Below are 26,919 nucleotides of genomic sequence, written 5' to 3' on the forward strand. Positions count from 1 at the left end.
ATGGATAAGTATTTACCGACAATTTCATTTCGTTTGATAAATAGTGAACTACTCGAAAGCGGTTATGTTTCGAGTATGACATTTTCGCAAGACGGCGGCCAAATAGGCAGTAGCCCACAATGTGAATGGCAGATACAAGACAGTCATAACTCCGTTGCGCCAGTACAGTGCTCTATCCTATGGAAGGATAAACACTTTTGTCTTAAGGCCAGCACCGAGTCGGTGTATGTCAACAATGCAGTTGTACCAAGTTACCTTGATGCGGTCAGGCTTGCTCATGGTGATCAAATTAAACTTGGTCAACTTAAGCTTTCTGTGAATATCAGTTTAACAGGGCAGCCTAAAGAAGACTTAATGGCTGTAACACCGCAGTCGTTGGTTTCCAGCAACAGTAATCCTCTTGATTCTTTGTTTGATACTACGCCAACGCAGTCCCATGAGCCGATTCATTATGAACTCGCACCGACAGTGCAGGGTTCGCTAACTTATGATCCACTTCAAGCATTAGAAAATGAGAGTTTAAGTCTGATTTCACAGACAAAACAGCAATCTGCCGATCCATTATTGATGAATGGCACTCACTTCGCTCAATTTTCTGCTAACCCATCTTCAGATAATCAAGGGAACACCATGGTTCAGGAATTTATGGATTTACCAAAAATCACTCCAACACTCGATGACTCGATTACCGATATTGAGCACGTCGCTGTAAACCCATTAATGCAAGGGCTTGGTATTCACTTAAATCTCCAAACTTCGCAGCAAGCGAATGATTTTTTAGTGGAATTGGGAAAAACGGTTCGCTCTGCGATAGAAGGCTTACTTGCATTACAACAACAGCAAGAAAGCTTACAAGATAAACAATTACGTCCGATTGAGGACAACCCATTGCGGCTTAATAGCAGTTATCAGGAAACAATGGCACTGATGTTTACTGATGCACGTAGCCCTGTACACCTTTCTGCGCCTTCAGCGGTTGCTGAGAGCTTACATAATATGCAACTGCATTATCAAGCAAACCAAGCGGCAATCTCTACAGCGTTGTCTACCATGCTTGCTGCGTTTTCACCTGAGCACTTGTTAAACCGTTTTGCGCACTACCGCCGCGCATCTGATAACACATCAACCGACGATGCTTGGGCATGGGAAATGTATAACAACTATTACAAAGAACTGTCTTCTTCACGTCAGCAAGGCTTTGAAAAGTTGTTTTATGAAGTTTACACCCATGCCTATGACAGAGCCTTAAGAAAAGGGCTTGAGGAAGCGTAATATGCGAGTGCAAACCTTATTTGGTTACCTATTTTTACTGTTTTCTATGGTCGTACTTAGTGGGTGTACTAGGCCATTGGAAGCAGTATCGAAAATAGGTCAAGTCATCTTAGATCCGTCGATTCCAATCGGTCCACCGGAAGATAGACCATCGACCATCTCGTTAACGATTTTAGCGGAGCCAAATATCAATCCTAATCAGGATGGTGAGGCTACACCGATCAACTTACAAATCGTTTATATGAATGAAGATTCTCTGTTTGCGGCGCTCGATTTTGATCAAATTGAGGAGCAAGACGGAAATCTCGAAAAGGTACTGAAAAAGAACTATATCGACCATCAGGACTACACCATTTTACCGGGGCAATATAAGCCATTACCCAACATCGAACTTTACCCTGATAACCGCTATATCGGTGTGATCGGTTATTACTCCGATCCCGACAATGCTGAATGGAAAAAAATCGTCAAAGCTCGTGGTAAGGGGCGCCATTACTTCCTTCTAGCGCATATTAGAGGAAATGAAATCGAATTTAGACAAGAGGAAGATGACTAGTATGTCGACAAAAAACAGAGTGGTTTGGCGTGAGGGCTTATTCATTAAGCCACAACATTTTCAGCAACAGCAACGCCATCAAGATTATGTCACGGAAAGCATACTGAAGAGTTATATCTCACATTATTGGGGATTAACCTCATTAACCATGAGTGAAGAGTTGTACAGCATGGGGCGCATTGGTATCAAAGAGGCTTCCGGTGTGATGCCTGATGGCACCGTTTTTTCACTCCCAGATCAAGATATTCTTCCTCAGCCTATTGATATTAAAAATATTAACGAAGGTGATAACAACGTTATTTACCTCGCATTTCCTTTAGTGAATAGCACGGTTAATGAAGTGTCGACTGAGCACAGTGGTAACCGTTTATTATCACGCTATAGCGATAGTATGGAAGATGTGCGTGATTTACACACGGAAGGGGGCGATGTTAGTCCAATTCATGTGGCTAAATTGAGACCGATCCTAAAACAAGGCTCCAAGGAAATGGATGCTTATGTCACGCTACCTATTTGTAAAATAAGAGAACGTGGTGCTGATGGTGGCTTAACACTAGAAACGGATTTTATCCCTGCCTGTTTAAATATACGCATCTTCCCGAGGCTAAGCGAATTTTTAGTTGAACTACAAGGAGCCCTGTTTGAACGCGCCAAACAGATTGCATCACGTATCGGTTCTCCGGGGCAACAAGGTGTTGCGGATGTCGCTGAGTTTCTCATGCTACAGGTAGTTAACCGTACTTACCCGTTATATACCCACTATATTCAAGAGCCAGTTATTCACCCTGAAAAGTTGTTCCGCGATTTACTGGAGTTGTGTGGGGAATTACAAACCTTCACTAAAAACACTCGATTGTCAGAAAGTGTTGCTAAATATCAACATTTTAATTTGGCTGAAAGCTACTTCCCCCTGATTAAAGATATCAGGGAAGCGTTGAGTGTGGTGTTAACGCCTCGTGCTGTTTCTATTCCAATGGAAATCCAAGATCACGGTATTCGTGTTGCGACGATCCACGACAAACTGTTACTACGAAAAGCCAACTTTATCATTGCGGTTAAAGCGAACATGCCGCAAGAGCAGCTACGTTTACAGTTCCCACAACAATCGAAGATCACGTCAGTAAGTAATATTCGTAAAGTGGTGAGTGTACAGATCCCTGGGGTCAAGTTGATTCCGCTTTCAACCGCACCGCGCGAGCTCCCATATCATTCGGGTTATAACTATTTTGAGCTCGATAAAAACTGTGAGGTATGGAAAGAGATTAGGCAGCATTCCAACATCGCATTCCATGTTTCTGGCAACTTCCCTGAATTGGACATCCAGTTGTGGGCGGTAAGAGGTGGGATAGATAATGACTAATGCCGCTTTCTTTGATGACTATATCAAACAGAACCATTTACAAAAAAATTATCAGCTACCACTGAGAGGCAACAGCATCAACCCAATGATTGATGCTGCAACACCACTGCTAGGCATGGTGTTGAGAATGAAAGCCATGTCAGAAACACCGCTGTCTGAGAAGCTTTATCAGCAGGTCGTTACCGATATCACCTCGATAGAACAGCAATTACAAACTCAAGGTTATGAACCGGGAGCCATTGTTTCATTTCGTTATGTACTGTGCACCTTTATTGATGAAACCGCATTGGGCTTAGGTTGGGATCAGCAAAATGACTGGGTCAAACAGTCACTATTGGTACATTTTCATAATGAGTCTTGGGGTGGTGAAAAAGTATTCGTATTAATTGAACGGTTACTCGGTGAGCCGAAACGTTACCTTGATTTGTTGGAGTTTATTTATCTGTGTTTGTGTCTCGGCTATCGGGGTCGTTACAAAGTGACGACTGGGCAAAATGATGAATTTAATCACTTACTAAGACGCTTGCAGAAACAAATCCAACAGCTGAGAGGGGATGCGAAACCTATCGTTTTATTTGATGAAGGCGGTAATAAACATCATCGCTATCGCCTAGGTAAGCGCTTCGGTGTCCGTTATATCGTGATTGCTGTCGTGATTTTGGCCGCTGTCATTTACACCATTTATTCATCGCGACTGAATCATCAGACACTCAGTATCGTGGAACAACTTAATACATTACTCGGTTAGGACGCATTATGATTCAGATTGATCTTTCGACATTGGTTAACCGCTTACATCCTATAGCGAAGCATGCGTTAGAAAGTGCGGCAGCTTATTGTGTTAGCCACCAACAACCTGAAATTACCGTTTCACAGTTTTTTCAGCAGTTGGTCGAAACACCATTAACTGACATTCGCCTGATCAGCCATAAAGCGGATTTAGATGTCATCGAGCTGGTTGAGTTGCTTGAAGTGCAAATTCCACCACACCATGCAATTACCCAAAGCTACCCAAGTTTCTCTCCATTATTGATTGAATGGATGAAAGACAGTTGGTTATTAGCTTCAACTGAATATAACCACAGTGAGCTGCGTTCAGGGACTCTATTTTTGACCTTACTGCAAATGCCCCTGCGTTATTTATCGAAACCCGTTGCTGATTTACTCTCTCAGGTCAATCGAGAGCAACTAAGGTTGAATTTTGACAGTTGGACGGCAGGCTCGGCGGAAGCACCTTTGACAGAAGCGCAGCAGCAAGCAGGAGAGACTCGTCCTACGGATTCATTACTGGCTAAATTCACCCAAAACATGACGCAACAAGCACGTGATGGGCAGCTAGATCCCGTGTTGTGTCGTGACCATGAAATTGATTTGATGATCGATATCCTTTGCCGTCGCCGTAAAAACAACCCAGTGGTTGTGGGTGAGCCCGGGGTGGGTAAGAGCGCGTTGATTGAAGGGTTAGCACTACGCATTATTGCGGGTGAAATTCCTGAAAAGCTACGTGGCTGTGAGTTAATGACATTGGATCTCGGCGCATTACAGGCTGGCGCTGCGGTTAAAGGTGAGTTTGAAAAACGTTTCAAAGGCATCATGCAGGAAGTGAGCCAGTCGCCACATCCGATCATTCTATTTATTGATGAAGCCCATACTCTGATTGGTGCAGGTAACCAGCAGGGGGGGTTAGATGTTTCTAACTTACTGAAACCTGCGTTAGCGCGTGGTGAATTGCGTACTATTGCGGCGACAACATGGAGTGAATACAAAAAGTATTTTGAAAAAGATGCCGCTTTAGCGCGTCGTTTCCAATTAGTTCAAGTTAAAGAGCCAACCGCAGCAGAAGCTGTGATTATCATGCGTGGGCTACGTTCTATTTATGAAAAGGCGCATCAAGTATTTATTGATGATGAAGCGTTGCGTGCTAGTGCTGAGCTGAGTGAGCGCTACCTTTCTGGGCGTCAACTTCCTGATAAAGCGATTGATGTTCTTGATACAGCAGGTGCACGCGCAGCTATTAATCTTTCTTCTCCACCGAAAAAGCTCTCGTTGCTGAAAACTGAACTGCACCAAATTGGTATGGAAACCGATGTGTTACAGCGTGAGCAGCAGCTTGGATTGAATGACCACAGCATTCGCCTTGAGCTGCTCGCTGAACAATCTGAGGCCATCGAGCAACAAGTTGAAGAGCTGCAAATGGCATGGGAAACCCAGCAAGCCATTGTTTCGCAAATTGTTGCGTTAAGGGCACAACTTCTGGAAAGCGATGAACAGCTCGCAATCAACGACAGTTTGGTACTTAAAGAGCAACTCAAACAGTTAAATGAGCAGCTTAATGAACTGCATGAGCAGCATTTACTGGTATCACCTCATGTGGATAAAAAACAGATTGCAGCGGTGATCGCGGAATGGACAGGGGTGCCATTAAATCGCTTATCACAAGATGCGTTATCCGTTGTGACCGAGCTACCTACCTACTTAGAACAGACCATCAAAGGCCAATCGTTGGCGATTGAATGTTTACATAAGCATTTATTGACTGCACGTGCTGATTTACGTCGCCCTGGGCGTCCTCTTGGGGCATTTTTGTTGGCAGGCCCAAGTGGGGTAGGTAAAACCGAAACAGTGATCCAAATCGCTCAGTTGATGTTTGGCGGCACCCAGTATCTGACTACGATCAATATGTCAGAATTCCAAGAAAAACATACCGTTTCACGCTTAATTGGCTCACCTCCGGGTTATGTGGGTTACGGTGAAGGGGGGGTGTTAACGGAAGCTATTCGTCAGAAACCGTACTCTGTCGTGCTATTGGATGAAGTTGAAAAAGCACACCCAGATGTCCTGAATTTATTCTATCAGGCCTTTGATAAAGGTGAGTTAGCGGATGGTGAAGGTCGAGTGATTGACTGCAAAAACGTCGCGTTCTTCCTAACGTCTAACCTTGGCGATCAGGTTATCGCGGCTTATGCAGATAGACCGGATGAGTTGCAAGATGCACTGTACCCTGAATTAACGGCCTTTTTCAAACCTGCACTTTTGGCACGTATGGAAGTTATTCCTTACTTACCGCTGCCACCAGAAGTTTTACAACAAATAGTCAGTGGCAAACTCGCTCGTTTGACCTCGTTGCTTGAGCAACGTTTTGGCGCACAAGTTGAACTTGATGACAGTGTCGCTCATGAAATTCTGCGTCGTGCTTCCCGAGCAGAAAATGGCGCTCGAATTTTAGAGTCAATTATCGACGGAGCATTATTACCCCCGTTATCACTACTGTTGCTCCAACACAGTGCGAGAAATGAAGCGATTAACCTTATTCAATTATCCACACTGAACGATGAGTTCGTTGCGACGGTGAATGCTGAACTATGAAATCACGACTGAAAAATGCCCTAGCTTTGCTTGAATGCACTCACTTGGACGTATTGGCGAGCCAATTTTTGGCATTCAGCTTTACGCGTAGCCCATTTAGTGCTCTCGTTGTTTCATTAATAAACCAACCTGAAAATCGTTTACAAAGTTGGAGTATTAAGCAATGTAGCCAAGTTGAGCAAGGGTATTTGGATGTCGATATTAGCGATGCTGACCATCCATTGATCCAACTGATATCAAAAGGGCAAGTGGTATTATGGGAAGACTTAAAGCAAGGCACATATATTAACGACAGCCACTTTCGGCAGTTTGTTGCAGAACTCCCTCCGAGAACGGGGTTATATAGCTTACCACTGCGAGATTTGCGCAATAAAACGTGTGGTGCGATCACCCTGTTTGGTCAAGCACTGGATATGGAAAGTTGTGATCAAGGCATTTTCCCTATTTATTGCGCCTTATTTCATCATCAGCTTAAGAGCATTCTTGAGTTATCACATACGCAACAAAAAATTGCTCATCTGCAATATCTCAATTCGTTACAGCAAGATCGTGAGCGGCAGTTACAAGCTGCGGTGAATGCGCTAACGATACCCACGACGCCAATAGGAAATAACAATCTGTCTGATTTTAAGCAAATAGATGACTTAACTGTCGCGATAGAAGCCTACGAAGAGCAAATTCTAAAAGACCGACAACAACAATTTGATGGTGATTTAGAGACGATGGCATCGAGCCTGAATTTATCAAAGCGGTCCCTAATCTATAAATTGAAAAAATACGGGAGCATGAGATGAATATTTCACCGCTAGCAGGAGGGCTAATTGCTGCCTTACTGGCTACGACAACGGCGTCAGCGGACACGACGGAACTGCAAGCGTTAACCCAAGCGCTATCAGAATGCCGTTTAGAATCATCACAACTGATCCGGCTTGCCTGTTATGACAAGATCATATCGGACTCGCCAGTCGAAACGCATCTTGATTCGAGCCAAATGGGTAAGGCGTGGCGCCAAGCTATGGAACATGAAATGCACCGAGAAGACAACAGTGCAGGTTTCTTAGTCACTGTGCCGGAAACAGGGGATTATCCCGTGATCATGACCATACCTGCTATTGGTTTTGCACCGCCACGTCCGGTCATGATGATCAGCTGTATCGACAACATTACTCGGCTACAGGTCGCGCTACCACGCCAGCAAGAGGCAGGTAGTGTGATGCTCACCACCGATAAAACCCAATTTACCGCTGACTGGTTTCTGCGTGAAAACGGCTACGTTTTAGAAGCTAGCCGTGGCATTCCTGGTATTGATGAAATTAAGCGGTTGTTAAATGGCGAAAAATTGACTTTGAAGCTCGCCAACAATGATCGGTTAACCTTCAATATTTCTGAAATGTCGGAAGAGATAAAACCGCTCAGAGCGGCTTGCCACTGGTAATTATCATGACGATGAACAAACAACTAAAATGGAAAGAGCAGCTACTGGCCCCTCTTGATGAGGAAAAGCAAGTTGCACCTATCGCGGATGATAACCCCGATTGGGAATACATTGATGGGGAAATGATTAAGTTTGGCTCGTTAAGCCACACTCAACTAAATATAGATGAAATCCAACGCAAAGCGCTACAGCTGTTTGCTAATGAAACCAAAGACTTCCGCTTGCTTGTACATCTATTGCGCACCTTGCAACATGCAGGGGAACCCAATGAGTTAGCACTGGCGGCTGACTTATTAGCCGAGTTTGTACGCCATTTTTGGGAAAACTGCTATCCACAAAATAGGCGATTGAAACAACGTTTGGCAGGGCAAATTCTGAAGCGTTTTGATACCGTTCAAGACAGTTTTTGCCGACAAGCAAATGTAAACCAGCGTGATAATATTTTGGGTTCTTTTGCTTTCTTGGCGAAATCATGGCATGCACAATGTCCTGATTTATCAGCAGAAGTTGATACACTTAGCCGTCGTTATAGCCGCATCGAACAAAGTGAACCTGCTTTAGTCGTCGCAGCTACCGCGCCTGCCACCAGTGAACAACCCGTCGTTGACAATGCTCCTCAAGTGCAAGCCCCTGTTATCAGTACACCTAAGGTTGAAGTCAATCAAAGCGATGAACGTCAATGGAAGCAAACACTGCTTAAAGTCTCTGAGGCGTTGTGTGAGCAAGCCCCTTCGGACGCGGTAGGTTATTGCTTACGTCGTTATGCAATTTGGCATGCCATCAATGCGTTACCTATGGCGAATAATGATGGCAAAACACCATTAGCGCCCGTTTCTCAAGACCGCATCATTGATTATAAAAATCAAATGGCTCAGCCATCAATAACGCTGCTGAACAATATTGAACAAAGCCTGACGTTGTCTCCGTATTGGCTTGAAGGCCATATGTTGGCTGGACAGGTCGCAGAAAAACTAGGCTACGGGCTGGTAGGAGAAGCTATCGCTCAAGAATTACAGCTATTTTTAAATCGTTTACCTGATCTGGCTAAGCTCAGTTTTTCCGATATGAGCCCTTTCTTACCTGAAGAGGTGCAATCTTGGTTGAATGGCTTCCAAAAATCAGCCAATAGCCAATCAGCAACGGGTTCGCACAGTTTACAGGCTGAGCAACAAGAGATTTTACAATGTTTTGAAGAGCATGGGCTCAGTGAAGCACTAAAACGCGTTGAAAGCTTTATTGCTGCAACAGAAGAGCCTAGAGCACGTTTTTATAGCCAGTTGTTATCTGCACAGTTATTTGAGCAAGCAGGTATGACACACATGGCTGAGAACCTTTATCTGCAACTGCATACTGCCGCATTACATTATTCGCTATCAGACTGGGAGCCCGATTTGCTCAATCGTTTAGCACGCAAAGCGCAAGAAAAGCAGGAAATGACCTTTGATAGGAATTCACAACAATGAAATTATCTTTTCTATCCATACCAAAAATAACAGGTTCTCTTAAGAAACTGTTTTTTGGCGATAAATCAAAAATTAAATCATTTTTACTGCTGTGCTTAGCACTGATCCCTGCCATTTTGATTATCTGGATTTGGTGGTGGGGGCCTGAATTTCGCTATCAAGACGACTATCCACTGAAAGAGCTGAGTGCACGTTGGTTGGCAACAATTGTGATCGTACTGGTTATTGTCAGTTGGATAGGTTACGCCACATGGAAACGGGTGAAAAAACTAGAAAGCCTCAAGCTAGATGTTGAGCTAGCCGTTGTTGATCCTGTTCGTCATGATATTGATTTCCAGAACCGTTACCTTGATTACTGGAAAGCCCAATTCACTCGCCATCTAAATGGGCATACCAACTCAGTTTATCTACGCCCTTGGTACTTTGTCTTAGGCGATAATGAGAGTGGCAAGCAAACCCTGTTGAAAAACAGCCTCAATACCTTGGATATTGCACCGACTGAAAATGTTGTCAGTGATCATAAATTACCTATACATATTCAATGTTTGCTGGCAGATAACGCTGTGTTATTTGTACCTGATGGCAAATTACTAACCCAACCGATGGGACCAGACGATAAGCCTCAGCTATACCATCGTTTATGGAATGAATTGCTGGATTGGTTGAATACTAATCGTTCAAGACAACCGATGAACGGAATTGTTTTAACCATTGATACCTTAGCGTTATTAACGAACTCGAAAGAAAAAAATGGCCAATTGATTGCTGATTTACACATGCGCATTGAAGAGGTGCGTATGACATTCAATAGTCAGTTACCATTGTATATCGTATTCACTAAGCTCGATTTATTACGTGGATTCGACGCGATGTTCCAGTCGTTGGACGCTCAGCAACGCAGCCAAGTACTCGGTATTTCTTTTAGCGCTAAAGAAAATGCAAATTGGGAAAAGCAACTCAATGCATTTTGGACGCAATGGGTAAGCCAAATGAACAGCGCATTGCCTGAGATGATGCTAAATCGCCCTGAAGGCAGTCAACGTAGCGACCTGTTCAGCTTTGTTCGCCAAATTGAAGGTTTGCAAAGCAGTGTTACCAAACTGATCTCCTCATTGATAGCGAACAACGAGCAAAAAAATATCCGTCTAAGAGGGGTATATCTCACTTCAGCAACGCAAGTTGGGCAAATCGATGATGTCTTTAGCCAAACTGCCTCTGTTCAATATCATTTACCTACAGCACCGTTAACCACTTGGCCGATCGCCGATACTCACCCATATTTCACCCAAAACTTATTCAGTGATGTGTTATTTAGTGAACCAAATCTTGCGGCAGAAAACCATTATTGGTTGAAAAAACACCGTACTCGCTTGCTGGTTGCTTCAGCGGTGAGTGTGGTTGGTTTGCTGGTGGTATGGAATGGTTGGAGCCATTACTACAATAAAAACTACCGTGCGGGTGAAAACGTCCTCAACGAAGTGAAATCTTTCCGTGCGATAGAATCGAGCACCACGAAAGATGTGGATGGCAGCAAGCAGCTTCCTGTATTGAACCCATTAAGAGAAGCAACATTGGCCTATGGAAACCATCGCGAGAAGAGTGGTTTACTATCGGAAATGGGCCTATATCAAGGTCAAAAAGTGGGGCCACAGGTTGAGAGCGTTTATCTACAATTGCTGACTGAGCGTTTTTTGCCTGCGATCATGGCAGGACTGCTCACTGAGTTAAATAGCGCAGAAAAAGGCAGTGAAGAGAAGTTGGAAATCTTGCGTGTAATGCGCATGTTGGAAGATAAAAGTGGCCGCAACAATGGTTTAGTTGAGGACTATATGGCGAATTATTGGAGCCAAATCTTCACAGGGCAAAGAGACATCCAATCGCAACTACGTGGTCACTTACATTACGCGTTAGAGCATACCGACTGGCAGGCAGAACGTAATAGCGGCTCGGCTATTGCCAATAAAACCTTTGCGCCGTTTGCAAAACCAATCAGTGATGCACAAAAAGAACTCAGTGCCCTCTCGCTGTATCAACGTGTTTACCAAACACTCAAATTGAAAGCCAACCAAACATTGTCATCGCCACTTAACCTACGCCATCAAATTGGCCCTGGTTTTAACTCAGTATTCACGGCAATTGATGAAGATAAGCTAGAAATTCCACAATTTCTGACCCGTTCGGGACTCATTAACTATTTCATCAGACAAAATGATGAGCTGGTTGATCTGACATTATTGGATGCTTGGGTGCTGAACCTAGCACGTAATACTCAATACAGTGACAGTGACCGTAAAGAGATCCAACGTCAGATCAGCGAGCAATATCTCAGCGACTACACTGCGCAATGGCGTGGCGCGATGAGCAACTTAGAGATCCGCGAGTTTGATACAATCCAAGACGAAATCAACGCATTGGAACAAATCATTAGTGGTGAGCAGCCACTACGTCGCGCACTGCAAGTACTCAGAGACAACACCTCTCTGCCTGCCATTGATAGCGCATTATCTTCGTCAGAACAAAAGAAACTGATGGAAGAGCCTAAATACAAGCTGTTAAGTCGACTAGACAGAGAGTTTTCACCAGAAACGGAGATTTTAGTCAGTAATAACGGTGAAAACCTCCAAAACCTCAATCAAAAACTGAACGACCTACACCGTTACTTGTTGAGTATTCAAAACTCACCTGTTCCGGGCAAAGCGGCATTAAAAGCGGTATCGATGCGTTTGAATGACAACAATCGCGATGTGATTTTTGAGTTATCACAAATGGCCAAAACATTGCCAGAGCCATTGAACCGTTGGGTGGGCGATCTTGCTGACCAAGCATGGAATGTGGTGCAAAAAGAAGCGATCCGTTACATGGAAGTGGAATGGAATGAAAATGTGGTCAAACAATATAACGCTTATATTGCAGGGCGTTATCCATTCAATCCGAAATCAACCCAAGACGTACCGCTGAGTGAATTTGAACGTTTCTTTAAACCAAATGGCACTATCGATAGCTTCTATCAGCAAAATCTACGCTTGTTTGTAGAAAATAACTTGATTGAAAACATGGATGGGCAGTCGCTGATCCGCCCTGATGTGTTGGCACAAATCGAAGTCGCAAATCGTATTCGAGACACCTTCTTTACTGCTCAAGGTAACCTTGAAACCCAGTTTGCGGTTGAACCACTGTCACTCTCAGGCAACAAGCGTCGCAGTATTTTGAACCTTGATGGACAGATTATTGATTATTCACATGGTCGCAGTAATACCGTGCACATGGTTTGGCCAAACTCCATGCGTTCAAATATTGAAAGTAAGCTCACGTTAGTTCCGCTTTCAGGTGATAAATCGCCGCGTGCCTTAAGTTTTAGTGGCCCATGGGCGCAGTTACGTCTGATCGACAGCGGTAAGTTAATGAATGTAAAACCAAACTCCTTCGATGTTCGTTTCAGTATCGATGGCGGTGACATGACTTACCGTGTGCAAATCGACGAATCTAACAACCCATTCTTTGGGGGATTATTTACCCGATTCCGTTTACCGGAAACCCTTTACTAATGTGCTTTTCGGTATAACAACAAAGGAATAGCGAAATAATGAGTACGCAATCTGAAAATTTAGTGATCAAAGTGGGAGGGTCTCCGTTGGAGACCCCTGAATTTATCGCCTTGAAAGCCGAGTTCAATAAACTGAACCATCCCGCTCGTCCTGAAGTGAGTTGGACATTAATTGAATCGCTTTGCCTAACATTATTCAAAAACCACGGTATTGATTTACAAAGTGGTATTTATTACACCATGGCACGATTACAGCTGCATGGATTAAGTGGTTTTACTGAAGGGTGTGAACTGCTAGCCAGTGTCGTTGTCACTCAGTGGGAGCACTTGTGGCCAGAGCAGCCACACCATCGTGCCGATATTCTAAATTGGTTTAACAGCCGCGCAGGCTCTACCCTGCGCCAACTTACTTTTGATACCAATGATTTACGTCTGATCTACCGTTCCGAACGAGCTCTACAGCTGATTATCGATAAACTGGCGCAAACCACATGGTCAAAGGTGCCTAAGCTAGAAAATCTACTGTGGTTCTTCCAAAACTCGGCGAAAAATCTAGAACAGCGCGAAGACTCTCTGAGTAAAATAAAAAGCCAAGCGGTAAAACTGCCACCGTTGGTGTATATCCAACAACCGAAAGCTCAGCAAGAACCGCCAATACAATCGATTGTTATTGAAACGCCGACGCCTTCAGAGCCTGCTCCGTTACCTATCCATGACAAAATGAGTGCAACAAAAGGCTTTCTTATCGGCGTAATTGCGAGTGCCGTAGTCTTTGCAAGTATTGGTTATCCGCTATATTACTCACTCAAACAAGCGCTTGTTGCGACCACTTCAGTACCTGAAGGTGCCGCAGCGCACTGGTTATTTAAACCTGAACTAGCCAGCTATTCAGACAGCCTTAATCTATTAGAAAAACAATCCCCAGTCTTTAGTTTAAAACAGTCTGATGCCCTAGTGGACACAGCAAAAAGGCTCTGGCCGAACGATGCCGATCAAGCCTACGCAAGCCGCAATTGGCAAAATCTCATTACGACTCGGTTAGAGAATGCCCCTATTGATAACAGTTGGTCAGAAACATCGTCGTTATTACAACAGTTGTCAGACAAGATTGTTATGCAAGAGCGTAATCGCGGGAGTTTCACTCTGTCTTATTTAAAAACGGCGATTTATGACATTCAAAAACAACATAACAAAAGCACGCCAGTAGAAGAAAAACTGCGTGAGTTTGCACTGCAAATCGAAAGTGGCCAGCCAATTTCGCCAACGCTGATTAGCAATATTGATGGGCAAATTAACGGCTTACTGGCGCGTTACTACGAACTGCAAAAGCAGGCGGAAAAGCAGGGACTAAAACCCAACTCATACTAAAACATAGGTCGATAGCGTGACGGCGGAAAGAGATAAATAATGAGTGAAATTAAATACCTACAAGAAAAGCAATATTTGCAGAAATTGGCTGATAATTATGCACAAGAGAAACCTCACCTTGCGCATGTTTTAGATCCACAAGATCCGCACACGGGCTACCTACTTGAAGGGTTTGCTTTTCTTTCCGCGCGATTACAAGAAAAAATCGATGATGCTTTTCCTGAGATCACCTTACCGCTATTACAGCGTCTAGGCTCTCAGGCTATCAAAGGGTTACCTTCGACCACCATTATTCAGGTCGATCAAACTGAGGTGGTTAGCTATCCTTATGATATTCCAGCCGGTAATTCAGTTTTAGGACCTGATGGCAGTAGTTTTAGTTTGTGCTACGGCATGACTCTACAACCATTTTCAATTGTTGAGAAAAAAATTACCCATCAACCTAACCGCAGCTGCATTTCACTGAGTGTGAAGTATCGTGGTGAAGCGACCTCACAGGCAACAGCAGCCTTGAACCTGTTTTTAAGTAAAGAAAAAATTGTTGCAGATGCTTTAATGCTAGGTTTTAGCCAATATTTTGATTATATCGAGCTGTCTCATAATAATAAGCAATATCGTGGTAACAATATCGATTTTTACTTTGAACCGAAAATCGGTAAACAGTATCAAATTTTTCAGCAATCGGAGCGTGGTCTATCGACACCTCAGCAGTTGCTCGAAGGCTTCTACCTACCGCATGTGCATCATTTTATTGATATTGATGTACCCTCAATAGTGAAAGAACTGGATTGGCAAACTGATCCCATAGTCGTGATCAATATTTACTTCAATCAGCAGCTACCGATCACCCCCGCCCAATGCGAAGAAAGCTTCTATTTAAACTGTGTGCCGACGATTGATCGCGAAAAACAAAACGAATTGAAAATGGATTTTCAGTACGGTGAATCGTCTTATTTATTGCCTATCCCTGCTAATCACTATTTGGCGAGTTTATCAGATGTTCAGCTGGCATTGCAGTCTCATGAAGCCGAGCGTGGGGTGTATTGCGATTTTTACCCGATGACCGATTTCACGGCGGCATCGCGATTACTCCCTCAATATCAACAAGCGCTGTTTTATGCGTTGACTATCGATACTGATATTCGCGGGCGCACCCTGTATTACTTGAATTTCTATACCAATCAGGGTGAACCAATGACGTTACCGCCGAGCCTGTGTTTCTCCTGCCAATACATTAGTTTTGAACATTATCAAGACAGCCGTGTGGGAGTCTTAAATCGGCACGATGAAGCCGTACCTGAAGGGGTGGTAACGAAAAATATCACTGCATTATCAAATTGTTACCCGCCGATTGTGAATGATAAATATTATTGGCAGCTGCTTTCCCATTACAGCGCCAATGCCTTTATGTTGATGTCATTGTCGACCATCAAGCAGATGTTATCAGACTATATTTTATACCGTGAAAACGACCGGCAAGTGACCCGAAAATTGGAACGTCTTCTTTCGGGCTGTGTTGCACTGGATACGCATCTCTATGATTACATTCTCAAAGGTAAGACTCACCGCTGCTTATCGCTGAGCCTAACCCTCGATAGAGCGCAATTTGAAAATGAAGGCGAGGCCTTTATGTTTGTGACGCATTTGTACCATTTTTTCCCATTTTGTTTATCTGAAAACATGTTGTTAGAGATGTCAGTGAACTTTGGCGATAGCGATTTACCGACGTGGTATTTATCGCCCTCACCGTTACAAGGCTATAAATCGCTGTTGTAACCATCATTAAAGGATGGCGTGGTGACCGACTGCGCCTGATGACACATTGAATTAAGTAGGGAAACCACTGATGCCAACCAATATACCGAAAAAGCCCTTATCCGATGCGGAAAAAGCCGCGAACCACTGGCAATCGTTAGTGAATAAAACCAAGCCGCCACGCCTTGATGTGCCATCAGGCTCGGCTCTCGCTAACCAACCTCAAGCGAGTGGCATTGATATCTACGAGGCGATAGCCAATCGTAAGCTTTATTCAGGGTTGGTGTTTACGTGTCAAATTGCCAATCTTCCCGAAGGCACGTTTCAAGTCACCCAATTTGACTTGCACGAAGGGTTGTCGGAACTGTTCACCCTGACCATTCAAGCGGTGAGTCCATTGCCCAATATCGATTTTAAGCGGGTACTGGGGGATAAATGCTCACTCACAGTGATGCGAGAAGGGATAGTCACCCGAAAAATTGAGGGGTTATTGGCGAGCGTTGAGCAGGGAAATACTGACGGGGTGAAGACGTGGTATCAGTTTGTTATTCGCCCTGAAATGTGGGTGATGACCCTTAAACAAGACAGCCGCATCTTCCAAAACACCACGGTGCCGAAGGTGCTCAACACCTTATTACAGGAAGCGCATATTCCCAACGACAAGTTGCTGTATCACCCCGAAGAGCATCTTGAACGCCGCTATATTACCCAAAAGCGCGAAACGATGTTCGATTTCTGGTGCCGCCTCGCGGCCGAAGAAGGCATTACCTTTTGGTTTGAAGAAGGTTCGATGATGTTTTACAGCGACCGCCACTTGGGGATGAAGGCGGGACTGCACCTGACCTATAACCCACAATCGGAGACCGATATCACTGACAGCACGGTGACCGCATGGCGTTATGTAGAAAACCTGTGCAGCGATATTCGTATTGATAAAGACTATAACCCATTACGTCCCTCCCACCCACTGAGCCACCAAGTGACGGGTGAAAATCACCAACAACACGAAGTGTTTGAGAGCTATGGGCGCTTTCAAGACGACGCCGAAGGTAACGTGTTCAATCAAATTCGTTACGAGCAATCGCAAAACAACCGTGAAGTGGGTACCGCCTCGACCAACTGTATCGAACTGGCACCGGGGCGAATTTTCTCGCTGAGCAACCACCCCAGTAGCAAGATGAACGATGATTGGCAAGTGGTCACTGCCCATCACCACGGTGTACAACCGCTTGCCGACAACAGCGGCGGTCAAGGCACCCAGCTGAGCAACACCATCACCTTTATGCCAAGCACCCAAGAGTGGCGACCGCCGTACCGTTATAAACCGACTGCCGATGGCAATGAACTTGCGACGGTAGTAGGACCACCGGGGGAAGAAATCTACACCAACGAACAAGGGGCGGTGACGGTCTATTTCCATTGGGACCGGCGCGGAAAGCCCGACCACAGCGCATCCTGCTGGGTGAGAGTTGCACAGGGTTGGAACGGCGATGGATTTGGGTTTATGGCGATCCCCAGAATCGGGCAAGAGGTCATAATATCCTATTTAAACAATGATATAGATAAGCCCATCATAACCGGATGTACCTATAATGGTCGAAATCGTCCGCCGATAGACTTACCCAAAGACAAGACGCGCACCACGTTTCGTACCAAAACCCACAAAGGTGAGGGGTTCAATGAACTGCGCTTTGAGGATTATAACGGCAAACAAGAAATCTATTTACATGCGCAGAAGAACTTAGCTATTAATGTCCTGAATTCACGGGGTGAACGGATTAATTATGACCGTACAACCAGTATTGGTCACGACGATGAACTGGTGATCGCCAATAACCGCACAGTCACCGTAGAAGGTAATCAAGCGCATAAAACCACGGGTAATTACCAAAGCAAAATTGACGGTGACCAACACACTACGATTGAAGGTGACAGCGTCGAAGCCGTGCAAGGTGTGATTAGCACCAATGCACAAGGGGACATCACTCTACAAAGCAGCAGTAAAATTACCTTAAAAGTTGGGGGGAGCTTTGTGGTGATCCACAGTGGTGGCGTTGATATTAAAGGTCCTGCGATTAACCTGAATTCAGGGGGCAGCCCAGGGGATATTTTACAAGCCACCAATCCAGCGGTATTGAAAGCAGCTGCCAGCACAGGTGCCGCCTTTGTAGCACATTGCCCAATGAAAGAGACCCAAGAGGAGGAGGAGTAATGGCAAAATTAGATACCTGCTATGCCATTATCGATGCAGCTTCTGAACCGGATATTTTTACGATGTTGGAAGAGCTCGATCCGCCTGCCAGCTGCTTGTACAGCGAGCCTATCCAGCCAGAGATTGCTGAACTTGCGCCGTATTTGGTGGAAGCGACACCTGAGGTGAGAAAGTGGCTCAGCCAACGCGATACGCCATGGGGCATTTATGTGTACACCCAAGCTACCATGCGCGAACTGCGCCAGCACCTGCGTAAATATTTGATGGTGATGATCCCCGGTCAAGACAAACCGGTGTTTTGGCGCTATTACGACCCACGCAATGTATGGGACGTACTCAGCACGTTTGATAACTGGCGGTTGCATACATTTTTAGGGCCGATTAAAAAACTGGAAACGCAATTATGGGGTGAGCACGAAGAGTCTGATTTTGAATTAGAGCGCCGCCGTTACCCTGAGAGTGTCAAACAAAGCGGTAAGTTGATGAAGTTTAGCCAAACTCAATATGAGAGGATAAATAAAATGTTTCAAACTAGCTTTGTCAAAAAGTTAATAGTTTATTTTGCAACCAGCTCTTTAAATATGGAGGAAGATTCGGATTCTTTTCAAAATGAAAAAGACATTCTCAGTAAAACATTGAGAAATCCTAAACTTTGTTATGAGAAAGAAATTCGTTATTTTTCAGAAGCAAGATTACTTGCAGCAGAGAATATGGCATGGAATTTATTTGACTACTGTAAATTAAATAGAATTGATGATGAGGTATCATTTCAGCAATTAGGTTATTTATTAAGTATGCATCAAATTAAAGATTTTACAGCTATACCCACAGAATGGTTATCAGATTTAGATGATGATGGTAGCCCTGGCGATTACAGGGTGAGTAGTTTACTTATCAAAATATTTGGTTTTTTGCCTGTATTTAACAAGGAAGTAATGAAATGAGTGAGAATAATGTATCGGGTAAAGTGACTAATGTATGTCAAACATGTGGTATACCTGAAAATTGTTATCAAAAAATAACAATCAAGGAAATTATTGAGCTTCCTAATAATGAGTATGTGGAGAATTTATTAGTCAGTTGGCCTGATAAGGATAATTTTCAGAAGACATACAAAATTAGAGTAAGTTCTAATTTAGCTAAACTGGCTATTCAAATTAATGAAAAGCATCCAGAAAAGTCACATAAAGCATCGATTAGCTCAGATAAACAGCGATTAAACAAAAAATTAGCACTGAATAAGGAAGAAATAGTCGAATTACAATTTGTTGATTATGATGGCTGGTATTTTTCAGTAGAAAAACTGTGGGATATAATCGCTAATGTTATGGCGCCAGTTAATGCATTTAAAAATCCGCATTTTTACGACCTAAAAGTTGATAGATGTAATAAAACATTTTTAGATGCTCGATTGGCGATAAAGCCTTCATTCAAAGTGGGGTTTGCTGCAAGTTTTTCTTGGTCAACAGAAACAGGAACTCGTGAAGATAAAGATCGTAAAGCAGAGCAGCGCAGCCTGACAATTAAGAAAAAAGAAGAGAAAGGGCAGGCTTTACCAAAAGATTTAAATCATCTACATAAAGGATGGACGCTCAATACTGTACCATTTTTTAAAACAGATAAGATGTCATTTGATGTTGAATTTTCTTGTAATGTTGGTGGGCACGAATATTCATTGATACCTTATCAAGGCGAAAGTGGAAAAACACAGCTGCTCAGTGACTTTGAAGGGTTATCTAAAATTGATAAATTTACCTCTATTTTTAAAGATAGATTTTTACATATTTCGCCATCAGCTAAAAAAAATGAGGAGCCTAGTTTTCCTCTTTTTAGTTTTACGTTGAATCCACTTAAAATTGGTTTGACATTTTTTCATGAAGATAGCGAAAATCCACCGAATCCAAAAACAGTTATCGGCATTCAAGGTGCACCTTTAATTGGTTTTGATTTTAAAATTGATGTGATACAACTTCTTGCAAGTATTTCAGGTCCTGGCACCGCAATGGCGGCAGAGAAACTGCGCTCTGCATTAAGTGACAGAAGTAAAAAAAATAAGCAATATCAAAAGAAGAGTAAAACTCAAAATACCTTTAGTGCAGACATTGAAGCTGAAATTGTTATCAGTTGCTCAGTCCATGCAATTGTAGGAAGAATACACACACTAAAAGATGGCTCTAAATTTGGCTGTGATAAAGGGGTGGTGGAATTAGGTGTTAAAGGTTCAGTTAGCCTCTCTGTAGAAACATCGATATTTTTTATGGAGGCTAGCTTAAATGCGGGCTTTCAATTAGAAACGAAAGGTTCATTTGAAATTGACTCTCACGATGATGGTATTGATGCTGTGGCTTGTCATGATGGAATATCGTTAAGAGCTTGGTTTAAAGCAGATTTGCATTTATCTAGTAATAAGAATGAAGAAATTGAACAACAAGAGAGCACACTTGCTGAATCAAAACCTTTACTATATCAAATAGCACCCGCCTTAAAAGCTGAAGATTCTGATGTTAGAATCAATATAACAGGGAAAGAACGTGTAACAAGGCCAAGAAAACAGGTTGAGCCACATGTTGTTCCCATGTATAGCAACCCTATTTTGGATGCTTATCGAATCAATAAATTATAGGTGTAAAAATGAAATCTACTAAGATTATTTTTTCTTTTATTCTAATGATGATAGGAAATACAGTGATGGCATCAACAACAAAAACAAATTTATCAGTAAATACAAGGGTAGATATTAAATATGCGTATTGTAAAATAAAAGCAAATGAAGTGCCTGGAGTGAATAATCGTGATGCGGTATTGCGAGGTTCACCAGCAGGAACTACGGCAACCAACTCATTGTTAGCATTAGAGAATGGCTCAAACACTTTTACAATAGAAATAGCTTCACCTGAATGGTTTTCAAAAAATAAACAAGAAGAAAATAAAAACTCTTTCAATAGAAATGCATATTGTACAGCAGAAATAAGGTTTGTTGATTATAATGAAGGTAAAGTTGGAACTTTAGGTAATCTCATTGTCAAAATTAGCGATGATGGTATTCCTGAAGCATATTTAAATAATGAAATTGATCAGAGTGTAATAAAAAAAACAAACAAAGAATATACTCAAAAAGTAACTAACAATAAACTTAGAGATGTACCTGAAAATGAATACCCTAATGGTATGACTATTTATCAATTTGATAAAGAAATAGTTATTAATGGTATTCCTGAATGGAAATGGGTGACATCTGAACCATACACAGGTACTCAACAACAAATTGATGAACTGAAAATGGCATATGAGAACTTATGGATGGAGTTTAATAATAAAAATCTTGATGGAGTTAAAAAATCGTTAGCAATTGCTTTGGATGCTTGGGCAGTTTCTTCAGATTCTACACCAGATAAAATATTTAACTCTCATCAATTTGATGAAGTGTTTAAACGTAAAAATGCAAAAATGATCCCGATAGATTGGAATAATTTTGAAGTTATTTCTTTTAATAAAGGACGATTAGTTAGAATGGTTTATAAGGAAGATCCAGATCTTTCGCCATTATCGATGAGATATACTAGTATTAATGGAGTTAAAGGAATATATACTTTTTCTCCAATATTCTCATTAATTGATGGCAAATTTGTGCCGGTTATTTAATAAGGATGATTAACTATGCCAACAATTATTCTTCTCGGAGATACCGGTACGGGTCATGGAAAACATGGCGCTACTCAAGTGATTAGCGGTTCACCAACCGTAAAAGTTGATGGCAAACCTGTTGCACGACAAGGGGATGCGCTTGCTTCACATGGTGGTCATGAAAGGACGATTGCAGGTGGTTCAAGTCGTGTTTTCATTGATGGAAAACCGGCTGCAAGAGAGGGAGACGCGGTTAGCTGTGGCGGTGTGCTTATCGGTGGCTCTTCTGTCAAAATTGGCTAGTTGCTCTTGAGCACGGATGTTCTTAGTCATGTGGTGCAGTGGGAGGCTGCGCCATATGACCAATTAAATATGGAAGTAACTGATGCTAACCAATATATCAAAAGTTAATTGACGCTGAAAAACATAATAATTATTGATGGTCGTTAATGGATTAATTAAAGATTAATTATATTGATATGTTATCAGATTAGATGACGGCTAACTGTAACCATTGTTCAAGTTATTAGCCTATTACCTGATTGTGATTGGAGTGGTGATGCTCAAGAAAATAATACAATAATCGGTTTTATTAACAGTGAGAATATTTAATGAGTATTTTTTTTAATCCTGCCAAACATCCTCATCGGCTAAAACCACAGCCTTTGGGGGAGCTGGGAGAGCGCTATACTGAAGATTGGCCAATGTCAGAATTGGATTTTCTAGAAACAGTCGATAAGCAGCAATGCATTTTGGTTAACAAAGACATTCGACGCCGTGATGCGTTTGCATTTCCGGGATTTATTTCTGGGATTATTGCATTTGCTATGTTTTTTCACTTTGTTTTTATGGACCATCATAAAAGTTATACAAATTTTAATAAACGGCTTCAAACTTATACGTTGGAATATAAAGCGTTATATGAAGATAAAACACAAAGAGACAAACTACCTGAATTTGTTGTTGATAAATATACCCCCTACTTTAATCAAGAAAAAATATCTTTGGTCGATTATTTTCATGTTTACTTTAATGGCTATATTACAACAACCCCTTATTTAGAGATATTTCTTTCTTCTATTTTATTATTGATTTTATTTCTTTTTATTGTTGTGGGAGGCTATCAGTCCTTTTTCAAAAAACCGCGCACTTTGGTTTTTGATCGCGACAAGAATTTAGTGTATACGTGGCATGGTGGAAAGGTATTTGTCGCACGCTATCCGGAGGTGGGTGTCGGAAAAATCGGTAAAATGATTGCCATCCAATTATTTGGTTTTGATAAATACAAGCAATCATTGGTTACAGAACTGTTCTTTCCAAATGTGTATGTGTATTCGGTGTACCATACCAGTACTGATTATCATGACCAACGTTTTATTAATTTTATCAATACCTATATGCGTGAAGGCCGCGATGCGCTTATTCAGTCAAACTATTACCGAGAAAAACCGAAAGTCTTTTTTGGTAAAAACCCTATCCCAGCTGATTTTGAGCAGCAAATCGATGCAATTTTAGTCAAATTAGACAAGGAAAAGCCTCATGCGCAGCACAGTTAACGGTTGTAAAATCATTTTAAAAAACGACACCACCAACACCGGTGTTTCTAATATTTTAAATGGTTAAAAACAGGTTAGATGAAGCCAATAGCGTTCTGGGTTTTATTAATGAGGAAAAAATATAATGGGTATAGTTGCCTTTGCCAAAAAACATCTGACATTAACATCCAGTTTTGCGCGTGCTAAAAAACAACGTTTGGCAGCCAATAACGAACGCTATCAAAATAATATTGCTCTCGAAGAACTTACTTTTATTGATGAAATCAATACTAAACAATGTGCAATTGCGAATATTAATCGTGGAAAACGTGATGTTGGAGCAATGAGCTTTTTTTTGGTTTTTTTAGTTTGTTTTATATTATTTGTGAGTGAATTAATAAGTTCAAATATAAGACATTATAATAGTTTTGTTGATATCATTTCAATGTATGAACAAGATTATAACTATTTTAAAGCAAAAAATATAACTTTAACTGAACGAGTTAAGGAACTCGAACCATTTTATGGAGAAGGTAATACGAGCTTTGGGGTTTTCTTTGTCGACTACTATTTATGGGGGGGGCATGTAAATAAAGTCAATGGTGGTGATTTTTTTATTATAGTCATGACGTTAATCTTTGGTGCTGTTACCAGTATGACCGGTTATATCATCTTTTTAAGAACCCTGCCTGTTCTGGTTTTTGACCGTGAGAAAAAATATGTCTATAGCTATTTAAAAGGAAAAGTCTCAGCAGATCGTTATGAATATGTCGAGTATGGTCACGCCCCGATTATGCTTGCTGTCCGGTTATACAGTATTAATACGGAGAATGGTGAATTACAAGAAGAGATGTTTTTACCCTATGCCTCAGCCATGTCAAACCTTAACTTTAATACAGATAAAGAAGCCAATATATTGGTCAGTTTTGTGAATACGTTTATGCGTGAGGGGCGTGATGCAGTGATGGATAGTGATTATAAGCAACCAAAACCGTTGCTTTTACTCTCTCGCAATAAATTACCAAAAGATTTTGAAGCACAAATTGAAGCTATATTGATTAAACGCGACAAGGAGAAAGCGTTGAATGCGCAGCACAGTTAACGGCCGTAAAATCATTTTAAAAAACGACACCACCAACACCGGCGGTACAGTTCTGACAGGCTCTTCCCTAGCCAAACAAACCGAAGGCGTCGCCTGTGTAGGCGACTTGGTTTATTGCCCGTCATGCAAAAAAACGGGCACTATCGCCGAGGGGGACAGTTTAATGAAAATCAACGGGATCCCTGTCGCACTCGAAGGCCATAAAGTGGCGTGTGGCTGCTCGAATGGCTGTGTATTAGTTGCGGTCGGATGAGCGACTCTTAGTTGATTCTAAGGTAACAAAATCATACAGATGCAATCTGAGAATGGGGTGAATATATTCAAGGGCGTCGGTTTAGCAACTTGGAATATTCTACTCACTTTGAAGTAAGCAGGGGTTAGTATCAAATTTTTGAGCAGTTGCCAGTCACCCCAGCTCTATGTCAAAAAAGATATGATCTGGACTTATCTTTTACGTCACTTATTGGTTTGGGATTACGTATTGATATCATTAATGTTCTTCTGGCAAGAGTGGGAACAGGAAAATATAGGTGTGAGTTTTGTCAGTACATGGAAGAGAAAAAGAAAGAAATGGAGGAATCGCGGAATAAGCCGGATTTGAATAGGTATGTCATCATATTTATGGGTTTTGGCAAGAAACCTCCACGGGAGGCAATACAAAAGTTAGCAGAAGATGCCGGCTTTGCTAATTGGGAGCAAGCACGTATTTGTATTCAACAAATTGTTGACACGTTAACTTATTTTCCAAAACTGGCTCAAGAAATATCAGTATCAAAAACAATACAAAAAGAGATTGAACAAACTCTTACTGAAAGGCGTAAGAGTAATGCACTATTATTTGCAAGATAAAGCGGAGGATACCGCTTTATCTCTTCCAAATATCACTGATCCAGCAAACGACGATAAATGGCTAAATATGCCTCGGCAGATTTATGCCAACTGACATCTTTTGCCATGGCATTTTTTTGTACTTGTTGCCATTGTATTGGGGATCCCCATAATGCAAATGCCCGATCAATCGCGGCTTTCAAATCAGTAGAGTCACTTTCGTGAAATACAAAACCGGTCGCAGTTTTATGTTTAAGCGCTTCCAGCGAGCAATCTGTTACCGTATCCGCTAGGCCACCCGTGTGTCGCACCAGTGGTAATGTGCCATAGCGTAGTGCATATAGCTGAGTTAAACCGCAGGGTTCAAAACGGCTTGGTACCATCAATACATCAGCGCCCGCAATAATTTGATGAGACATAGGTTCGTCGTAGCCGATAATCACGCGAATTTGATCGGGGTATTGTGATTGAATATGACGATAAGCATCTTCCAGCTCGTGATCCCCACTACCCAGTAAAATAAATTGGCTACCTGAGCTGAGTAGATCAGGCAAAGCCTCTAGGATCAGATCTAAACCTTTTTGGCGGGTCATGCGGCTGACAACCGCGAACAAGGGCTGCTCAGTTTGTTGGGCTAGGCCAAGTAACTTCTGGATAGCAAGTTTGTTTTTTGGCTTATTTTTTAGGCTGCGATCACTGTACTTGTGTGCAAGCAATTTATCGTGAGAAGGTGACCATACGGCGGTATCGATACCATTCAAAATTCCACTCAGCCGCTGTTCTTGATTGAGTTGGTTTAATAAGCCATCTAAACCATTCGCATAATGAGGATCTAAGATTTCTTTTGCGTAGGTTGGGCTGACAGCATTGGTGTGGTTGGCATAAAATAAACCGGCCTTCATAAAGGAAAGTTGACCATAAAATTCTAAACCATTCACATTATAAAACTCAGTGGGTAACCATAATTCATGAATATGATGTGGCGAAAATAGTCCTTGGTAGGCGATATTGTGGATCGTGAACATGCAGCGTGCGGGATAACCGTAAGCAGCAAGATAAGCACAGGCTAGAGCAGCATGCCAGTCATGTGCATGGACGATTTCTGCCTGCCATAGTGAGTCACAACCTCTAGCAAGCTCTGCCGCCACAAAGCCTAATACTCCAAATCGACGATAATTATCGTGATAAGCATTATTATAACCATCGTGGTAAGGGCTGCCTTCGCGTTGGTATAAATGTGGCGCATCAATGATATACATTGGTGTATCTTGATATTGGCTGTAATAGAGGGTGATTTCACCTGCATAAGTGTTTAGCGTGGTGACTTTTTGTTTATCGGTGGCTTGATTGATAATCGCCGGAAAACCGGGGAGTAAAACTCTTGCATCGGAGCCATGCTGTCGTTGTGCAGCCGGTAGTGCAGCGACGACATCGGCTAAGCCACCTGTTTTGACTAAAGGAAAGAATTCGGCAGAAACATGTAATATTTTCATTTTGAC

Annotated in this window: 21 protein-coding genes; 20 read left to right on the forward strand and 1 reads right to left on the reverse strand. The window is 42.3% G+C overall.

Annotation, left to right across the window (positions count from 1 at the left end; translation table 11 throughout):
- The 20 genes from tagH to SC428_RS11570 all read left to right on the forward strand — a co-directional run bounded on the left by tagH (position 1) and on the right by SC428_RS11570 (position 25,441).
- Positions 1-1,272 (forward strand): type VI secretion system-associated FHA domain protein TagH, encoded by a 1,272-nt coding sequence (gene tagH / locus SC428_RS11475; protein ID WP_283126499.1) that lies wholly within the window; start codon positions 1-3, stop codon positions 1,270-1,272.
- A gap of 1 nt (position 1,273) precedes the next feature.
- Positions 1,274-1,828 carry a type VI secretion system lipoprotein TssJ gene (gene tssJ, locus SC428_RS11480; protein ID WP_070929527.1) on the forward strand — a complete coding sequence of 185 codons (555 nt, stop codon included), beginning with the start codon at positions 1,274-1,276 and terminating at the stop codon, positions 1,826-1,828.
- Between the two features lies 1 nt (position 1,829).
- Positions 1,830-3,188, forward strand: a complete 1,359-nt coding sequence (tssK, locus tag SC428_RS11485) for a type VI secretion system baseplate subunit TssK (RefSeq protein ID WP_070929526.1) — start codon at positions 1,830-1,832, stop codon at positions 3,186-3,188.
- A complete protein-coding gene (gene icmH / locus SC428_RS11490; RefSeq protein ID WP_070929525.1) occupies positions 3,181-3,936 on the forward strand; it encodes a type IVB secretion system protein IcmH/DotU in 756 nt (251 codons plus the stop codon). The genes tssK and icmH overlap by 8 nt, the downstream gene beginning before the upstream one ends.
- Positions 3,937-3,944: 8 nt before the next feature.
- Complete coding sequence (tssH, locus tag SC428_RS11495) at positions 3,945-6,554, forward strand: type VI secretion system ATPase TssH (protein WP_318707839.1); 2,610 nt, start codon at positions 3,945-3,947, stop codon at positions 6,552-6,554.
- Positions 6,551-7,348 (forward strand): Fis family transcriptional regulator, encoded by a 798-nt coding sequence (locus SC428_RS11500; RefSeq protein ID WP_070929524.1) that lies wholly within the window; start codon positions 6,551-6,553, stop codon positions 7,346-7,348. The genes tssH and SC428_RS11500 overlap by 4 nt, the downstream gene beginning before the upstream one ends.
- Positions 7,345-7,989: a type VI secretion system-associated protein VasI gene (gene vasI, locus SC428_RS11505; RefSeq protein ID WP_070929523.1), complete on the forward strand. Its 645-nt coding sequence runs from the start codon at positions 7,345-7,347 to the stop codon at positions 7,987-7,989. The genes SC428_RS11500 and vasI overlap by 4 nt, the downstream gene beginning before the upstream one ends.
- 5 nt (positions 7,990-7,994) lie before the next feature.
- Positions 7,995-9,452 carry a type VI secretion system protein TssA gene (gene tssA, locus SC428_RS11510; protein ID WP_272580542.1) on the forward strand — a complete coding sequence of 486 codons (1,458 nt, stop codon included), beginning with the start codon at positions 7,995-7,997 and terminating at the stop codon, positions 9,450-9,452.
- Positions 9,449-12,997: a type VI secretion system membrane subunit TssM gene (gene tssM / locus SC428_RS11515; protein WP_318707840.1), complete on the forward strand. Its 3,549-nt coding sequence runs from the start codon at positions 9,449-9,451 to the stop codon at positions 12,995-12,997. The genes tssA and tssM overlap by 4 nt, the downstream gene beginning before the upstream one ends.
- A gap of 38 nt (positions 12,998-13,035) precedes the next feature.
- The gene (locus SC428_RS11520; protein ID WP_283126494.1) at positions 13,036-14,364 is read left to right on the forward strand and encodes a VasL domain-containing protein; all 1,329 of its coding nucleotides are present in this window, start codon (positions 13,036-13,038) and stop codon (positions 14,362-14,364) included.
- 39 nt (positions 14,365-14,403) lie between these two features.
- Positions 14,404-16,140 (forward strand): type VI secretion system baseplate subunit TssF, encoded by a 1,737-nt coding sequence (locus SC428_RS11525; RefSeq protein ID WP_318707841.1) that lies wholly within the window; start codon positions 14,404-14,406, stop codon positions 16,138-16,140.
- 70 nt (positions 16,141-16,210) lie between these two features.
- The gene (locus SC428_RS11530) at positions 16,211-18,331 is read left to right on the forward strand and encodes a type VI secretion system Vgr family protein (RefSeq protein WP_318707842.1); all 2,121 of its coding nucleotides are present in this window, start codon (positions 16,211-16,213) and stop codon (positions 18,329-18,331) included.
- Positions 18,331-19,275 (forward strand): DUF4123 domain-containing protein, encoded by a 945-nt coding sequence (locus SC428_RS11535; RefSeq protein ID WP_318707843.1) that lies wholly within the window; start codon positions 18,331-18,333, stop codon positions 19,273-19,275. Before SC428_RS11530 ends, SC428_RS11535 begins: the two co-directional genes overlap by 1 nt.
- Positions 19,272-20,954 (forward strand): hypothetical protein, encoded by a 1,683-nt coding sequence (locus SC428_RS11540; RefSeq protein ID WP_318707844.1) that lies wholly within the window; start codon positions 19,272-19,274, stop codon positions 20,952-20,954. Before SC428_RS11535 ends, SC428_RS11540 begins: the two co-directional genes overlap by 4 nt.
- An 8-nt stretch (positions 20,955-20,962) precedes the next feature.
- Positions 20,963-21,973 carry a hypothetical protein gene (locus SC428_RS11545; protein ID WP_318707845.1) on the forward strand — a complete coding sequence of 337 codons (1,011 nt, stop codon included), beginning with the start codon at positions 20,963-20,965 and terminating at the stop codon, positions 21,971-21,973.
- A gap of 15 nt (positions 21,974-21,988) precedes the next feature.
- Positions 21,989-22,258: a PAAR domain-containing protein gene (locus SC428_RS11550; RefSeq protein WP_283126213.1), complete on the forward strand. Its 270-nt coding sequence runs from the start codon at positions 21,989-21,991 to the stop codon at positions 22,256-22,258.
- A 308-nt stretch (positions 22,259-22,566) separates the two neighbouring features.
- Positions 22,567-23,511, forward strand: a complete 945-nt coding sequence (locus tag SC428_RS11555) for a hypothetical protein (RefSeq protein WP_318707847.1) — start codon at positions 22,567-22,569, stop codon at positions 23,509-23,511.
- Positions 23,512-23,635: 124 nt separating this feature from the next.
- Positions 23,636-24,592, forward strand: coding sequence for a hypothetical protein (locus SC428_RS11560; protein ID WP_318707848.1), 957 nt, complete (start codon positions 23,636-23,638; stop codon positions 24,590-24,592).
- Entirely contained in the window at positions 24,576-24,845 is a 270-nt protein-coding gene (locus tag SC428_RS11565) for a PAAR domain-containing protein (RefSeq protein WP_318707849.1), read from the forward strand. The genes SC428_RS11560 and SC428_RS11565 overlap by 17 nt, the downstream gene beginning before the upstream one ends.
- A 296-nt stretch (positions 24,846-25,141) precedes the next feature.
- Positions 25,142-25,441: a hypothetical protein gene (locus tag SC428_RS11570; protein WP_318707850.1), complete on the forward strand. Its 300-nt coding sequence runs from the start codon at positions 25,142-25,144 to the stop codon at positions 25,439-25,441.
- 32 nt (positions 25,442-25,473) lie between these two features.
- On the opposite strand, the gene glgA is transcribed toward SC428_RS11570, so the two are convergent.
- Positions 25,474-26,913, reverse strand: a complete 1,440-nt coding sequence (glgA, locus tag SC428_RS11575) for a glycogen synthase GlgA (RefSeq protein ID WP_318707851.1) — start codon at positions 26,911-26,913, stop codon at positions 25,474-25,476.
- Positions 26,914-26,919 lie beyond the last annotated feature (6 nt).

Origin of the sequence: Providencia sp. 2023EL-00965 (assembly GCF_033550225.1) — a bacterium.
GTDB classification, from domain to species: Bacteria; Pseudomonadota; Gammaproteobacteria; order Enterobacterales; family Enterobacteriaceae; genus Providencia; species Providencia manganoxydans.